Source organism: Pseudomonas sp. BT76 TE3572 (assembly GCF_050435365.1).
Taxonomy (GTDB): Bacteria; Pseudomonadota; Gammaproteobacteria; order Pseudomonadales; family Pseudomonadaceae; genus Aquipseudomonas; species Aquipseudomonas fluorescens_W.
The window spans coordinates 4,145,596-4,159,461 of sequence record NZ_JBNDKE010000001.1 but is presented as its reverse complement, the minus strand read 5'-3'; the positions used below and the strand labels follow the sequence as shown (position 1 = coordinate 4,159,461).

The following is a 13,866-nucleotide window of genomic DNA, read 5'->3' as shown; positions in this document are numbered from 1 at the left end:
CACAGGCTGAGATGCTTTATGGGCGCTCAGCCAGGATCAGGAAATTACGCGGCGTCAGTGGAGTTTCGCAGAAGGTGCCGAGGCGAACCGCAAACCCTTGCTCGAATAGGAAAAGGGCTCGATCGAGTACCAGCCACAGCTCCAGCGGGCGTCGGAAAAGTCCGCGCAGCAGCTCGAGATTGCGCACTTCGGCCAATCGCTGCCAACCAGCGGCTTCAAGTGCTGACCAATCCTGCGGGTCGATTGTGGATAACTCTTTAAGCGCGGCCAAATGATGGCAGTAATCAGCGAAGGATTTATCCAGCCAGGCACTGGGGAGGGAAGGGGTGGGCAGGTATTCGTCAATGCCGCGCAGTTGCCGCTGCAGCAGGTCGAAGGCCAGACGTCGGGCCATGGAGGTGTCACGCTGACGTCGGACGCGAGCGCCAGCGGTGACGGTTTCGCTCATCGGTAGCGACAGATCATCGAGGGACAGCTGTAGGGCGGAGCGCATGGCCGACGAGGAAAGCGGCTGATACACGCTCAGACTGATCCGGTTATAGCAGCAAGGCGCGATGGCCAATTGTTTGCAGCCAGACGCACTGGCGAGCTGGATCAGCCGCACATGCAGATCACCGCAGGCATGCAGCGCTACCGGCGTGTGGTCAGCCTTCAGGAAAAAGGCGGTATCGGCAGCGAGTACATCTTGCTCGACATGCAGGGCGTGCAATTGATGACGCTGGCTGAGTGCCTGACCGCTGGCGACCAGCGCCGGGTCGTATTCCAGGCAGGTCAGTTGTTGCCCGGTTTGCAGCAGACGTCGTCCCAAGTGGCCTTTGCCCGAGCACCAGTCCAGCCAATGGCTCGGCGCATCAGCAAACTGCAAGCGACTGGCGAAGGCTTCGATCTGCTGCCACTTGCGCCCCGGCACATCGACATTCAGTCGATGACCCGCCGTTTCAAGCGTATGCGCTGGCAACTCATTCACCGCGCTCAACTCAAGGGACATGGCCGCCAATGAGGCAAACGGCTCCGGTGCGTCCAAAAGCGCTGGGTTGTTATGAGCGTGTTCCGCGTCATCCAGCGATCGGCCTCGTAGCCAGGTCGCCAACTCGGGGTAGGACGCTTCCCAAGGAAGCTGCAGATGAGTAAACGGCCGAGGCTTCCACAGCGCCTGGTGCTCGATCAGAAAAGCATCCAGCGCTGCGAAACGGGCGAGTAAGGCCTCGCCCGTCAGCACGCGGGAATCAACGCCCCTGGCAGGCATCGACGCGCAGCCAGCGCTCCAGCAGCTTGAAGCCGCGTACCAGCACGTAAGCCATCAGCAGATAGAACATGCCCGCCGCGAAGAAGATCTCCACCGGCAAGTAGGTCCGGGCAATGATGGTGCGGGCCATGCCAGTCAGCTCCAGCAGGGTCACGGTGCTGGCCAGGGCGCTGGCCTTGAGCATCAGGATCACTTCGTTGCTGTAGGCCGGCAGACCGATGCGCGCCGCTCGGGGCAGGATGATGTAGACCAGCGCTTTGGCCCGGGACATGCCCAGGGCGCGCGCCGCTTCGATCTCGCCGGGTGGAATCGCCTGGATCGCGCCGCGCAGGATCTCGGCGATGTAGGCCGCAGTGTGCAACGTCATGGTCGCTGTGGCGCACCAGAACGGATCGCGCAGGTACGGCCACATCGAGCTGTTACGGATCGCATCGAACTGCGCCAGGCCGTAGTAGACCAGGAACAGCTGAACCAGCAGCGGTGTGCCACGGAAAAAGAAGATATAGCCGTAGGGAAATGCCCGCACCCACCACAGGCGCGACGAACGCGCGATGCCCAGCGGAATCGCCAGCAGCAAACCGGCGATCACGGCGATGGCCACCAGTTCCAGGGTCAGCGTTGCACCTTGGGCCAGTTTTGGCAGCCATTTGATGATGACTTCCCAGTTCATTGGGTGCTCCTCGCGAAGCCGCGAGCGGCGCGTTTTTCCATCAAGTGCATGCCGCTCATGGCGAGAACGGTCAGGCCCAGGTACATGAACGCGGCCACCATATAAAAGGTGAACGGCTGCTTGGATACGGTTACGCCGATTTGCGCGTGACGCATGATTTCTTCCAGGCCGATGACTGATACCAGCGCGGTGTCTTTCATCAGGATCATGAACAAGTTACCCAGGCCGGGCAGGGCTATGCGCCACATCTGCGGCATGATCAGTTTGGTGAAGATACGGAATTTCGACAGGCCCAACGCCACACCCGCTTCGCGGTGTCCTTTGGGAATCGCCAGAATCGCGCCGCGAAATACTTCAGTGGCGTAGGCACCGAAGCACAACCCCAGCGCAATCACGCCGGCGGCGAACGCATTGAGTTCGAGGTCGGGGTTGCCGAAGAACTCGCCCAAGGCACGCATCAAGTTGACCGTGCCGAAGTAGATCAACAGCACCCAGAGCAATTCCGGGATGCCGCGAACCAGTGTCGAATAAGTGCCGCCAAGCCATTGCAGCGGCTTGTACGGGGAAGTCTTGGCCAAGGCGCCGAGCAGACCGAGCACCAGGCCCAGGCACAAGGCCGAGAGTGCCAGTTTCACAGTCATCAGCGCGCCAGCGGCGAGCGCCGGGCCGAATCCGTAGAGATCGATAGTCATGGATTTCTTTTCAAATCGCGGCAGGCAATGCCAGGGACTGGCGCCGTCAAATAACGGCGCCGGCCCGGCAGGTCAGAATCAATAGATGCTGAACGGGAAGTACTTGTCGTTGATCTTTTTGTAGGTGCCATCAGCGACGATTTCTTTCAGCGCGGTGTTCAGCTTCACACGAATCTCATCGCCTTTACGTACAGCGATACCGATCTTGTCGCTTTCTTCCACCGGGTCGCCTTTGAACTCATAAGAGCGGCCTGCGTCGCTTTTCAGCCACTCGTAGTTGACGTACTTGTCCGCCAGGATGCCGTCCAGACGACCGGAGGTCAGGTCGAGGTAGGCGTTTTCCTGGGTGTCGTAGAGTTTGACTTCAACGCCTTCCATGTTGTCTTCCAGCCAGGTGCCAGCGAGGGTCGCACGTTGTGCACCGATCACTTTGCCTTGCAGGGAGTCCTTGTCGGTTTTGAAATCGACGTTTTTCGGTGCGATGAATTGCAGCTTGTTGGAGTAGTACGGGTCGGTGAAGTCCACCGCTTGCTTGCGCTCGTCGGTGATCGACATCGAGGAGATCAGGAAATCGAATTTCTTGGCGTTCAGGGCCGGAATGATGCCGTCCCAGTCAGACGTGACCACGGTGCATTCGACTTTCATCTTGGCGCACAGGGCGTCGCCGATTTCTTTGTCGAAGCCGACGACATTGCCACTGGCATCTTTGTTGTTGAACGGCGGGTAGGCCGCTTCGATGCCCATCTTCAAGGTCTCGGCGGCAGCACCGGCGCTGAAGGCCAGGGTGACGGCAGCAGCCAGGAAGATTTTTTTGTAGTTCTGCATGCGGGTAGCTCCGTTAGCGGTTGCTGGACATGAATTGTTTGCAGCGCGCCGAAAGCGGGTTTTCGAACACCTGCTGTGGCGATCCTTGCTCTTCTACCAGGCCCTGGTGGAGGAACACCACCTCGCTGGACACCTGACGGGCGAAACCCATTTCATGGGTGACCAGCAGCATGGTGCGGCCTTCTTCGGCCAATGCGCGGATGACATTAAGTACTTCCTGGACCATTTCCGGGTCAAGGGCGGAGGTGGGTTCGTCGAACAGGATCACCTTGGGCTGCATGGCCAGCGTGCGAGCAATGGCCGCGCGTTGTTGCTGACCGCCGGACAGTTGCGCCGGGTAGGCGTGGCGCTTGTCAGCAATGCCGACCTTGGCCAGCAAGGCTTCGGCGACTTCGATGGCTTCCGCTTTGCTCTGACCGAGCACGCGGCGCGGGGCTTCGATGATGTTGTCGAGCACGCTCATGTGCGGCCACAGATTAAAGTTTTGAAATACAAAACCGATCTCGCTGCGCAGGCGATTGATCTGCTTGCCATCGGCTGCGACCAGTTCGCCGTTCTTGGCGGCTTTGAGCTTGAGTTCTTCGCCGGCCACCAGGATCTGGCCCTGATGCGGGTTTTCCAACAGGTTGATGCAACGAAGGAAGGTGGACTTGCCGGAACCGGAAGAACCCAGGATCGAGATCACGTCGCCGTCGCGGGCGGTTAGCGAGATGCCTTTGAGCACCTCAAGCTGTCCGTAGCGTTTGTGCAAGTTGCGGATTTCAAGCGCGGGCGTGGCCTCAGCCATGTGCGTTCCTCATAAGTATTTCGCTCCTGCTGTTGGCGGCCTTCCTGGCGAGGCGGCCAAGCTAGCATAGCGTCTGAATGGCAGCCAACAGCGCTACGGGCGGTAAACGGGTGGCCTGTGGCAGGTTGTCGCATCGATACAGCAGACTGTCGCGCTGCTATCAACCGAACGGGCGTTTGAACCCTGCCTGTTGATAAAAAGGGCGGGGCGGTCCCAAAAAAGGGCGCGATGTTGCCAGCTTTGGCGGGGGGTTGGAAGCGCTAACCGGCCAAACGTTCCTGAGCTGCACTTTTATTGTGCATCTGACTATTTTCGGGTGTGTTTCTGGTGCGCTGTTTTGTTCTCAAAGTGGGTCGCAGGGTAACGCTCTGGCGAATTGCCATTAATCTCAATGACTTGCGATAACTGTCCGGTCCGGCGGAGAGCCCCATGCTTGGGCGTTCTGTAACATTTTGGCGCAATTATTGCGTGCAGAATACGGAACGCCCCGTTGGTTTCTTTTTACGAGAAGGAACACCACGCCGGGTGGACGTAATCGCTTTTCCTTACAAAGGTAGTTTCAATGAGCAGTACCCCAAGCTCCAATGGCCTCGAACAGGGGCTCAAACCGCGTCATGTGACCATGTTGTCGATCGCCGGGGTTATCGGTGCCGGCCTGTTCGTCGGCTCTGGCCACGCTATCGCCGCTGCAGGCCCGGCCGTGCTGTTGGCCTACGCTGCCGCCGGTATGCTGGTGGTGCTGGTGATGCGCATGCTCGGCGAAATGGCCGTGGCTTCGCCGGACACCGGCTCCTTTTCGACGTATGCCGATCGCGCGATCGGTCACTGGGCCGGTTTCACCATCGGCTGGCTCTACTGGTGGTTCTGGGTGTTGGTGATTCCGCTGGAAGCCAACGCCGCCGCGACCATCCTGCACGCCTGGTTCCCGAATGTGGCGATCTGGGCCTTCACCTTGATCATCACCTTGCTGCTGACGGTGACGAACCTGTTCAGTGTGAAGAACTACGGTGAATTCGAATTCTGGTTCGCTCTGGTCAAAGTCGTGGCGATCATCGGTTTCATTGGCCTCGGCATTCTGGCGATCTTCGGCTTCCTGCCGACCAGCCAGGTCAGCGGCGTTTCGCACTTGTTCGACACCCAGGGCTTCCTGCCAAACGGCATGGGCGCAGTGTTGGGCGCGATCCTGACCACCATGTTTTCCTTCATGGGCACCGAGATCGTGACCATCGCGGCCGCGGAATCGAAGAACCCTGGCCAGCAAATCTCCAAGGCCACCAACTCGGTGATCTGGCGGATTGGCTTGTTCTACCTCGTATCGATCTTCATCGTTGTGGCCCTGGTGCCTTGGAACGACCCAGTGTTGGCCGCCGTCGGCTCCTACCAGACTGTGCTTGAGCGCATGGGCATCCCGAATGCCAAGCTGATCGTCGACATCGTGGTATTGGTTGCTGTGACCAGCTGCCTGAACTCGGCGCTCTACACGGCATCGCGCATGATGTTCTCCCTGGGCAAACGCGGTGATGCACCGGCCGTTTCCCAGCGCACCAACAAGAGCGGCACGCCGTACTGGGCCGTCATGTTGTCCACCGGTGCTGCGTTCATCGCGGTTTTCGCCAACTACGTGGCCCCGGCCGCCGTGTTCGAATTCCTGCTGGCCAGCTCCGGCGCTATCGCGTTGCTGGTGTACCTGGTGATCGCGATTTCGCAACTGCGTATGCGCAAGCAGCGCATGGCACGTGGCGAGAAAATCGCTTTCAGCATGTGGCTGTTCCCGGTCCTGACCTATGCGGTGATCATATTCATCGTTGCGGCCCTGACCATCATGCTGTTCCAGGAAGCGCATCGCGTGGAGATCCTCGCGACCGGTCTGCTGAGTTTGCTGGTGGTGGCTGCCGGTTTGTTTGTGGCTCGTCGTCGCAAGCTGCAGAAGATGGGTGCGGTGGTGCTGAACTGATACGCACCGCATAACGCAAAACGGCCGCTGTCAGTGATGACAAGCGGCCGTTTTTGTTTCTGAGGCGAGTGTTTACTCAGCCTTTTCTTCCAGCGCATCCAGCGACTCACGATAGCTGTCGAGCGCCGTGCCGAAGTCAGTGATGAATTGCGGATCCGTCAGCCAGGCCTGGGCGGTGTCGCGGTCCATGCCGTCGGCCCACATGCGGTAATCGATCAGCATGTCGGCGGCCAGGTGAGTGGCGGCCATGGCTTCGTTGTCGGCGTTTTCCATGTCCAGCAGTTCTGGATGGTCGCTGATGATGCCGGCGAGGTTCGACAGCAAGGTCAGCAGCATGTCGTTGCGGCTGGTGGCTTCTGCGTCGCGCATTTTGCTGAACATCGCCAGGGTGTATTCCGGGATCGGCTCGCCGATTTCGCCCAGGTCATCGTCCAGCGCGGCGGGTTTTCGGCCGTGGATATTGATTTGCTTGGCTTTGATCTTGGCGCGTTTGGCGCGTTTCTGTTGCTTGTTCAGGGATGCCATGGGGACTCAGTTTGCTTTCGGTTGTGTTTGGGTCGCGATGGCGTCGGACGCCGCCACGTAGTCAGCCTGGAAGGCTGGGGATTCGATCCACGCCAGGGCGGCCGCTTCGTCCACTTCGGCGGACCACTGGCGATACTCGATCAGTGCCGCAAGGATGAAGTCCGTCGCTGTTTCTTCGCCTTCCTGCTCCAGCACCAGCGCGAGCAGCGGGTGTTCAAGAAACGCCGCGCACATCGCTTGTTGGCTGATCTTTTGTGCGTCGATCATTTCTTTGAACAGTTCAGTCAGGTCCACCGATTCAAAGTCGATGCGATCATCGTTCGGGTCCAGCTCGACCGGCGCGGCAGCCCGTTGGGTGCGGTTCTGCTTGGCCTTGGCTTTGGCGCGTGTGGCGCGTTTGTTCTGCTTGTTGGCGGATGCCATGGGCGTCGTTCCGTATTCCGTTGAGTGGGCGCATCAGTCAGTTACGTGGCACTAGCCGCCCGGGTGTGTCGGGGGCCAGTTTGCCGGTCTGCAACCAGGACAATGCAATGGGCCATAGTGTGGCTTGGTATGGGCTACGAAAAAAGGCGAAATGTCCGACTTCTTGTTCGCCGATGTCTTCGGGGGCGATTCGCAAGTGGGCGTTCGTGCTGTTGGTGAAGTAACCCAGCAGCCGTTCGATGGCCGGAATTGTGCCGTAAGGATCGTCGCTGATGCTGATGGCTAGGTTTTGTGCGGTGACGGATGAGAAGGGCAGTCGCCCGGTTTTTGCGTGAAGGACGCGACCGCTGGGGCGTTTCTCGTAGTGCGCGGTGGGCATGCTCCAGTCGCGAACCACGCCGGCGGGGGTGTCCTCTAGCCAGCCGAGACGTTTGCCGGGGAAGTAGCCGCAAAGCAATGTCATCAACGGCATCAGCAGATGCCACTTGCCGAACATCCGCCAGCGATGGGCGGGCGCGTAATCGCGCCAGTAAGCGAATTGCGCACCGACGGTCACCAGACGTCGAATCATATGCCCGGAAGCTCCCAGGCCCGCTGCACAGCCTCCAAAGCTGTGGCCGACAACATCGATGGGCTGCCCGGGAAATTCACGCTGAGCGCGCTTGAGTATCGCCTCAAAGTCCAGCGCGCCCCAATCTGACCATGACGCCCGAAGCCCTTTCAGCGACGCGGGTCGCGATTCGCCGATGCCACGGTAGTCGTAAGTGATCACGTCGAAGCCATTGGCGTACAGGTAATCGGCGAAGCGTGAGTAGTGGCGACAGCGGACTGAGGTGGCGGCGTTGATGATCACCACAGGATGGGTCGAGTCTTGATGCGCATGCCGCCAGGTGAAGCCGCCAAGGATGAAACCGTCGGCGGCGGGCTCCTTGAACGGTTCGCCCGCCGAAGATATTCGCGGTGACAACTCGGTTTGAGTGGGTGCCAGTGAGGGCATTTCCTGCAAATTCATCGGCGTCGGACCTTTGCGGGTAGCTGCCAACGATAGTCTTCGCGCAGCTTATGAACAATCCGTCGGTGTTTATCCGGGTAACTGGTCGAGCAGTCTCTCTTCAATTGCCGCCCGCTCCCGATCCAGTTCCATACGAAGCTCCTCTTCGCTTGGCAGCACCAGCTTGTACTTGCTGGCGAACAGTTGTTCGTTGCCCTGCAACATCGAGTAACGCACCACTGACTCGTTTTTTTGCGCGCAAAGGATGATGCCGACGGTCGGCCCGTCCTCGTCGTTGCGCTTGAGGTCGTCATACATGCGTACATACATGTCCATCTGCCCGACATCCTGGTGAGTTAATTCGCCTCGCTTGAGATCGAAGATGACGAAGCATTTGAGAAGGTAGTTGTAGAACACCAGATCGATGTAGAAGTCTCTACCCTCGGTACTTATGCGTTGTTGGCGGGCGACGAAAGCGAAACCTTTGCCCAGCTCAAGCAGGAAGCCTTGAAGTTGCTCGATGAGTGCTTGTTCAAGTTCGGTTTCCAGAACAACTCCTGCATTGGGCAGGCCGAGAAATTCCAGCATCACGGGATCCCGGATGAATTCTCGAGGGCTGTCGTTCATCGCATGGATGTTAGTAGTGGCTTCTTCCATGACGGTAAGCTTGTCCCGACTCATCAGCAGGCGCTCGTAATAGAGCGTGCTGATCTGGCGTTCCAGGGCGCGGCTTGACCAGTTTTGGTTGGCAGATTCGTCCATATACCATTTGCGTGCCGTGTCACTATCGACTCGCAGCAGTCTGCGGTAGTGGGTCCAGCTCAATTCGGGACGCAGTGCGTCTCGAATTGGAAACGTCTGATAAAACAATCGCATTTTTCGCAAGTTAGTCTCATCAAAACCTTTCCCGAACTCCGCAGTCAGCACCTTCGCCAGCGATGCCAGCAACTGCTTGCCATAACCCGCCCGCCGGGCTCCCTCCTGCTCGAACTCCACAATATGCCGTCCGATCTGCCAGCAGGTTTGCACCTGAACAGTATCGACCGCTCGTAATACCTTCTGACGCGCTTCGCGGATCAATTCGCCAAGATTGCCAAGCAGTGAGGCGAGTTGCGGGTCTTGGGTGTTATCGGGTTTGAGTGCGCTCATGAAGTCTTCCGCGGTTGGATGAACAGGCAGAAGAGGATTGCAGGGGGAGGTTGGTCAGCGATGCCGGGCGCGGCTGGTAAACCGGAAGGAAAGTCCGACTGGTTTTGCGGGATCACGCCGACGGCAATCCGCGCTTGAGGAATACAACGTGTAGTCCTATTCGCAGTGAATCCAAGTACTAATCAATCTAAAACTTGAGCATTCAGCGAGAAATCTAAAAGGAGTAACGGTAGGGCTCTGTTGAGCCCGGGAGTCGCCATCATGAAGTATGTCCATTCACTCATGTTGCCCATCGCCGCAGTCGGCGTGTTGATGTTTCCAGCCATTTCACCGGCCGCCAGCCTGGAGCCCATCGACAGCTCAGGTGTGCAAGTCCAGAGGCAAGAGCAAAACGGGATCGCTTACTTGTCCGGCGGTGTTGGCGAGGATGAGTCAAAGGCCATCCAGCAAACCACTGGGTACAACCTGCACATGACCTTCTCCACCGGGCCTGCGAGCGAATACATTCCCGACGTGGATGTAATCATTCAGAAAGCCCAAGGGCAGCCCGTGCTGACGCTGAGTGAGGCTGGTCCGCTGGTCTACGTTCAGCTGCCTCCCGGCAAGTACACCGTTGTCGCCACGCATAGAGGTGAAGTGCGGCGTGATATGGCGGAGGTAGGCAGCGGCGCCGCTCGTAACCTGGTCTTCCACTGGGGGACTGAGAACTAGCGACGACTGCGAAAAACGTCATCAATCAAATCGCAGGCATAAAAAAACCCTGAATCTTGCGATTCAGGGTTTTCGGTATTTGGTGCCCAGAGACGGAATCGAACCGCCGACACGGGGATTTTCAATCCCCTGCTCTACCGACTGAGCTATCTGGGCAACGGGGCGCATTAAACTGGTTTTTCAGGGGGTCGTCAAGAAAGTTTTCAAAAAAATTTTAATTATTACCGTCGCTTACGTTCCGACCCTCGAAAAAGCGGGATTATTCAGCCGGCGGAACGTAGCCGTCAGCCTTGGCGTATTCCTCGCCGGAAAAGAACTTGTCCATCTCGCCCTGAAGATATTTGCGGTCTTCGGCGTTCATCATGTTCAGGCGTTTTTCGTTGATCAGCAGAGTCTGGTGCTTTTGCCAGTCTGCCCAGGCTTTGGCCGAGACGTGGTCAAAAATGTCCTGACCTTTTGCGCCTGGAAATGGAGCGCGCTCCAGGGCGGGCAATTCTTCTTTGTACTTGCGGCACATGATGGTGCGGGTCATGACGACTCTCCTGCGTTCAATACGGCGGCCGCGCGCTCGAGCAAGGTTTTGACCGGGGCGGCAAGGCCCAGGCGCGGCGGGGTGGCGAGGTTATACCAGAGCCAGTCGGCCTCGGCCACGTGATGGCCGGCCTCCTGGACCTGAACCAGCCAGGGTTCGATGGACAACTGAAAATGACTGAAGGTGTGTACCAGGCTCGGCAGCGCCTGTTGGCTACCAAGCTCCAGCGAATGCTGAGAAGCCAGATGTTGCAGGTCGTCGAGGTCATCGAGTTCCGGCAGGCTCCATAAACCGCCCCACAAGCCCGTGGAAGGGCGACGGTAAAGCAGAATCGCGCCGTCGCCGTTGGCAAGCATTGGCATCAGCGTGCGCTTCTGTGGCACGGCTTTGCGCGGTTTGGGGATCGGGTAGCGCGTCTCTAGGCCGAGCATGTGCGCTTCGCAGCCCTTTTCGAGCGGGCAGAGCAGGCAGCTCGGCTTGCTACGGGTGCAAAGCGTCGCGCCCAGATCCATCATCGCCTGGGTGTAGGCGTTGACCCGATCATGCGGCGTAAAGCGCTCAGCGTTCGCCCAGAGCTGTTTGGCGACCTTTGGCTCGCCCGGATAACCCTCTTGCGCGGTAAAGCGCGCCAGTACCCGTTTGACGTTGCCGTCGAGGATCGGCGCCCGCAGGCCCATGCTCAGGCTGGCGATGGCGCCGGCTGTGGACAGGCCGATGCCCGGCAGTTCAACCAGCTTTTCCACATCGCGGGGAAACTCGCCACCGTACTGCTCGACAACAATTTTCGCGGTCTTCTGCAAATTGCGCGCACGGGTGTAGTAGCCGAGGCCGGTCCACAGGTGCAGGACTTCGTCTTCCGGCGCGGCGGCCAGGGCTTCGACCGTCGGCAACGAGGCCATGAAGCGGTCGAAGTAGTTCAGCACCGTGCTGACCTGGGTCTGTTGCAACATGATTTCCGAGACCCACACCCGATACGGGGTGATGCCTTGTTGCCAGGGCAAGTCGTGGCGGCCGTGGCGGTCGTACCAGTCCAGTACCACCGATGAAAACTGCTCGGCTCTCATCGTTTGAACAGCCCCTTCAAAGCGTTTTTCAGTTCAGGGCTGACCTTGTCGCCAAGCTTCTCGTCGATTTTTTCGCCGATCCGTTCGCCGGCCAGTTTGCTCGCGACCTGGCCCATGCGTTCGTTATCGAGGCGGCAAGCCTTGGCGCCCAGTTCCAGCGGGCCACGGCAGCGCAGTGGCCACTCGATGCCGACGTACTTTTCGCCGACCTGGCAGGCCGGGTCCGGCATGTCGCTCTTGTCGCCTTCGACGATAACGCCCACGCGGTAGTCCATGCCCAACACCCGAAGATCGACATCGCCGTCGCCGTTGACGGTCATGCCCGGGATGCGCACTTTCATGTCCGGGTTGCTGGCCACGCCGTTACGGAAGGTCAGGTTGCCCTTGAGCTCCTGGAACGGTGTGTCCTTGCCCCGTGGCTCGCCGCTGAGGGATTTACGGTTCAGGGTGGCGATGCCTTTGCACAGCTGTTGTTCGAGGTTGGCATTGAGCAGCACGCCGTTGTTGATGACGAAACTGGCGTTGCCGTTGAGGGTTTCGATCAGCGCTTTCTGGCTGTTGCCGCTACTGGTCAGGTTGCTGTTGACCGTCACCAGGCCTTTGACCGGTGGATTTTTACCTTGGCTCTCGAGGATTTTTTCCACCGGTACTTTGATGATGCTCGTCTGCATGCTCAGCGCTGGCACCTCCTGGCGCACGTCGAGCGTACCTTTGGCGTCGAAGTTGCCGTCGTACAGGTCGCCGCGAAGGCTTTCGAGTGTCAGCAGACCGCCCTGGCCTGTGGCTTTAAGCGCAGCGTTCTGGATCGGCAATTTATCGAGGGTCAGTTGGCCGAAGGTCAGGTCAGCGTCCACGTCGAGTTTGCTCAGGCGTTCCACCGGCAGCAGGCGCTCGTTGCTCCACGCGTCTTTGGTCGGTGCTTGCGGCAGCGGCGTGCTGCCCGGACCGGCCAGGGCATCGGCTTCGGTGCTGGCCACTTCGGCCTTACGCACCTGCGTCGCGCTGTTGGCTTCGGCAGATTTTGGCGGCAGGTAACGGTCGACGTTGAAGGTGTCGGCCTTGAGGGTCGCCCGCAGCGATTGTTTGGCGAAGTCCTCGACGGCGATGCGGCCACTGAAGGTGCTGTCATCGACTTTCAGGTTGATGTTGTCGAGCACCACGCTGGTCGGCGTGCCAGCCAGGCGGCTGACCAACTCGACTTTGCTCAGGCTGCCTTCCGCCATTGCCGGAAGCTTCTGGCCGATGCTGTCGACGAATTTCGCCAGATCGAACTGGGCGATCGACAGGCCGCCGCTGATTTGCGGGGTTTTGTCGAGGTCGTTGACCTTCAGTTCACCCAATGCGCGCAGTTGGTTGGCGGAGATCTTGATGCCAGTCCATTCGGCGACGTTCGCCGCTTTATCGAGCAGTAATTGGCCCTGGGCGGCGAAGGTCATGGTTTTGCCTTGCAGCGGATCGCCAGCGACTTCGCCCGAGAGCTTCATGTCTTCGAGTTTGTAGCGCTGCAGTGCGCGCTCGAAACGCAGCTCGCCGTTAAGCTCGGTACGGACACGCAAGACCGGCTGGTTGGTGCCCAGGAACGCGGTGAGTTTGACCGGGATGTTCGTGGAGTCATGCACCGGGCCGGTACTCAGCTGGATGCTTTCGGCGCTGAATTGCTTGCCGGTTTTCTCGTCGCTGTATTCAACGCGGGCGTTGTTGACGGTCAGGCTGTCGATGTCCAGGCGAATCGGCTGGGCCGGTTTTTCCGCTTGGGCGGTGGTCTCGGTCGCTGGTTCGCCAGTGGTCGCGGGCGGCGTAGTTGGGTTGGCCGGCGCCGGTACCTTGCCGATGTCTTGCCAGTTGCCGTGGCCGTCCTTGTCGCGGGTCAGGCGCAGGTTCAGGCCTTCGACGCGCACATCGCTCATCTGCACTTCACGGCGCAGCAGCGGCAACACACGGACCGACAGGCCGAGCATCTGCAAATCAGCGAACGGCTCGGCGGGCTTGGCCAGGGTCGCGACGGTGGCTTCGTGCAATTCCAGGCCCAGCCACGGGAACAGGCTCCAACCGATATCGCCATTGAGCGTCAGCTCGATGTGGGCCTTGTCGCGGGCTATCTGGCGAATCTCGTCTTTATAGTCGTTGGGATCAAAGAGGTGGGTCAGGGCAAAGCCCAGCGCCACAATGATCAGCAACAGCCCGAGAAGTACCAGACCCAGGATTTTGCCGAACGCTTTCATGGGCGAGTCCTTGTAGTTAGTCGAATTCGAAATTTAGCCGGGGAGTATAGCGCTCCGTAGCGGACGACCGGTCAG

14 protein-coding genes and 1 tRNA gene are annotated in these 13,866 nt (G+C 59.2%); 2 read left to right on the top strand and 13 right to left on the bottom strand.

The window, feature by feature from the left end:
* Positions 1 to 16: 16 nt before the first annotated feature.
* From ABH912_RS18815 to ABH912_RS18795, 5 genes are all read right to left on the bottom strand, one after another.
* Positions 17 to 1,246 (bottom strand): methyltransferase, encoded by a 1,230-nt coding sequence (locus tag ABH912_RS18815; protein ID WP_429511359.1) that lies wholly within the window; start codon positions 1,244 to 1,246, stop codon positions 17 to 19.
* Positions 1,227 to 1,916: an ABC transporter permease gene (locus ABH912_RS18810; protein ID WP_033058324.1), complete on the bottom strand. Its 690-nt coding sequence runs from the start codon at positions 1,914 to 1,916 to the stop codon at positions 1,227 to 1,229. The genes ABH912_RS18815 and ABH912_RS18810 overlap by 20 nt, the downstream gene beginning before the upstream one ends.
* Complete coding sequence (locus ABH912_RS18805; protein WP_033058321.1) at positions 1,913 to 2,608, bottom strand: ABC transporter permease; 696 nt, start codon at positions 2,606 to 2,608, stop codon at positions 1,913 to 1,915. Before ABH912_RS18805 ends, ABH912_RS18810 begins: the two co-directional genes overlap by 4 nt.
* A 78-nt stretch (positions 2,609 to 2,686) precedes the next feature.
* Positions 2,687 to 3,433 (bottom strand): ABC transporter substrate-binding protein, encoded by a 747-nt coding sequence (locus ABH912_RS18800; protein ID WP_429511358.1) that lies wholly within the window; start codon positions 3,431 to 3,433, stop codon positions 2,687 to 2,689.
* A 13-nt stretch (positions 3,434 to 3,446) separates the two neighbouring features.
* Positions 3,447 to 4,220, bottom strand: coding sequence for an ABC transporter ATP-binding protein (locus ABH912_RS18795; RefSeq protein ID WP_007897462.1), 774 nt, complete (start codon positions 4,218 to 4,220; stop codon positions 3,447 to 3,449).
* 562 nt (positions 4,221 to 4,782) lie between these two features.
* Between ABH912_RS18795 and gabP the strand changes: the two genes are divergently transcribed.
* Positions 4,783 to 6,174, top strand: a complete 1,392-nt coding sequence (gene gabP, locus ABH912_RS18790; protein ID WP_429511357.1) for a GABA permease — start codon at positions 4,783 to 4,785, stop codon at positions 6,172 to 6,174.
* 72 nt (positions 6,175 to 6,246) lie between these two features.
* On the opposite strand, the gene ABH912_RS18785 is transcribed toward gabP, so the two are convergent.
* From ABH912_RS18785 to ABH912_RS18770, 4 genes are all read right to left on the bottom strand, one after another.
* Complete coding sequence (locus ABH912_RS18785; protein ID WP_033058309.1) at positions 6,247 to 6,699, bottom strand: hypothetical protein; 453 nt, start codon at positions 6,697 to 6,699, stop codon at positions 6,247 to 6,249.
* 6 nt (positions 6,700 to 6,705) lie between these two features.
* On the bottom strand, positions 6,706 to 7,122 hold the full coding sequence (locus tag ABH912_RS18780) for a hypothetical protein (RefSeq protein ID WP_033058308.1): 417 nt from the start codon (positions 7,120 to 7,122) through the stop codon (positions 6,706 to 6,708).
* Positions 7,123 to 7,159: 37 nt separating this feature from the next.
* The gene (locus ABH912_RS18775) at positions 7,160 to 8,134 is read right to left on the bottom strand and encodes an alpha/beta hydrolase family protein (RefSeq protein WP_429511356.1); all 975 of its coding nucleotides are present in this window, start codon (positions 8,132 to 8,134) and stop codon (positions 7,160 to 7,162) included.
* A gap of 69 nt (positions 8,135 to 8,203) precedes the next feature.
* Positions 8,204 to 9,262, bottom strand: a complete 1,059-nt coding sequence (locus ABH912_RS18770) for a PDDEXK nuclease domain-containing protein (protein ID WP_429511355.1) — start codon at positions 9,260 to 9,262, stop codon at positions 8,204 to 8,206.
* Positions 9,263 to 9,523: 261 nt separating this feature from the next.
* Here ABH912_RS18770 and ABH912_RS18765 point away from each other — a divergent pair, with 261 nt between their 5' ends.
* The gene (locus tag ABH912_RS18765) at positions 9,524 to 9,973 is read left to right on the top strand and encodes a hypothetical protein (protein ID WP_033058304.1); all 450 of its coding nucleotides are present in this window, start codon (positions 9,524 to 9,526) and stop codon (positions 9,971 to 9,973) included.
* Positions 9,974 to 10,053: 80 nt separating this feature from the next.
* Here the strand turns inward: ABH912_RS18765 and ABH912_RS18760 are convergent.
* From ABH912_RS18760 to ABH912_RS18745, 4 genes are all read right to left on the bottom strand, one after another.
* Positions 10,054 to 10,129, bottom strand: a tRNA-Phe gene (locus ABH912_RS18760).
* A gap of 103 nt (positions 10,130 to 10,232) precedes the next feature.
* Positions 10,233 to 10,505 carry an oxidative damage protection protein gene (locus tag ABH912_RS18755; RefSeq protein WP_008149405.1) on the bottom strand — a complete coding sequence of 91 codons (273 nt, stop codon included), beginning with the start codon at positions 10,503 to 10,505 and terminating at the stop codon, positions 10,233 to 10,235.
* Entirely contained in the window at positions 10,502 to 11,569 is a 1,068-nt protein-coding gene (gene mutY / locus ABH912_RS18750; RefSeq protein ID WP_429511354.1) for an A/G-specific adenine glycosylase, read from the bottom strand. Before mutY ends, ABH912_RS18755 begins: the two co-directional genes overlap by 4 nt.
* Entirely contained in the window at positions 11,566 to 13,791 is a 2,226-nt protein-coding gene (locus ABH912_RS18745; RefSeq protein WP_033058301.1) for an AsmA family protein, read from the bottom strand. Before ABH912_RS18745 ends, mutY begins: the two co-directional genes overlap by 4 nt.
* Positions 13,792 to 13,866: the final 75 nt, after the last annotated feature.

Coding starts and splice junctions, on each gene's coding strand:
- ABH912_RS18815 (WP_429511359.1), bottom strand. CDS start 1,246: ATGCCTGCCAGGGGCGTTGATTCCCGCGTGCTGACGGGCGAGGCCTTA.
- ABH912_RS18810 (WP_033058324.1), bottom strand. CDS start 1,916: ATGAACTGGGAAGTCATCATCAAATGGCTGCCAAAACTGGCCCAAGGT.
- ABH912_RS18805 (WP_033058321.1), bottom strand. CDS start 2,608: ATGACTATCGATCTCTACGGATTCGGCCCGGCGCTCGCCGCTGGCGCG.
- ABH912_RS18800 (WP_429511358.1), bottom strand. CDS start 3,433: ATGCAGAACTACAAAAAAATCTTCCTGGCTGCTGCCGTCACCCTGGCC.
- ABH912_RS18795 (WP_007897462.1), bottom strand. CDS start 4,220: ATGGCTGAGGCCACGCCCGCGCTTGAAATCCGCAACTTGCACAAACGC.
- gabP (WP_429511357.1), top strand. CDS start 4,783: ATGAGCAGTACCCCAAGCTCCAATGGCCTCGAACAGGGGCTCAAACCG.
- ABH912_RS18785 (WP_033058309.1), bottom strand. CDS start 6,699: ATGGCATCCCTGAACAAGCAACAGAAACGCGCCAAACGCGCCAAGATC.
- ABH912_RS18780 (WP_033058308.1), bottom strand. CDS start 7,122: ATGGCATCCGCCAACAAGCAGAACAAACGCGCCACACGCGCCAAAGCC.
- ABH912_RS18775 (WP_429511356.1), bottom strand. CDS start 8,134: ATGAATTTGCAGGAAATGCCCTCACTGGCACCCACTCAAACCGAGTTG.
- ABH912_RS18770 (WP_429511355.1), bottom strand. CDS start 9,262: ATGAGCGCACTCAAACCCGATAACACCCAAGACCCGCAACTCGCCTCA.
- ABH912_RS18765 (WP_033058304.1), top strand. CDS start 9,524: ATGAAGTATGTCCATTCACTCATGTTGCCCATCGCCGCAGTCGGCGTG.
- ABH912_RS18755 (WP_008149405.1), bottom strand. CDS start 10,505: ATGACCCGCACCATCATGTGCCGCAAGTACAAAGAAGAATTGCCCGCC.
- mutY (WP_429511354.1), bottom strand. CDS start 11,569: ATGAGAGCCGAGCAGTTTTCATCGGTGGTACTGGACTGGTACGACCGC.
- ABH912_RS18745 (WP_033058301.1), bottom strand. CDS start 13,791: ATGAAAGCGTTCGGCAAAATCCTGGGTCTGGTACTTCTCGGGCTGTTG.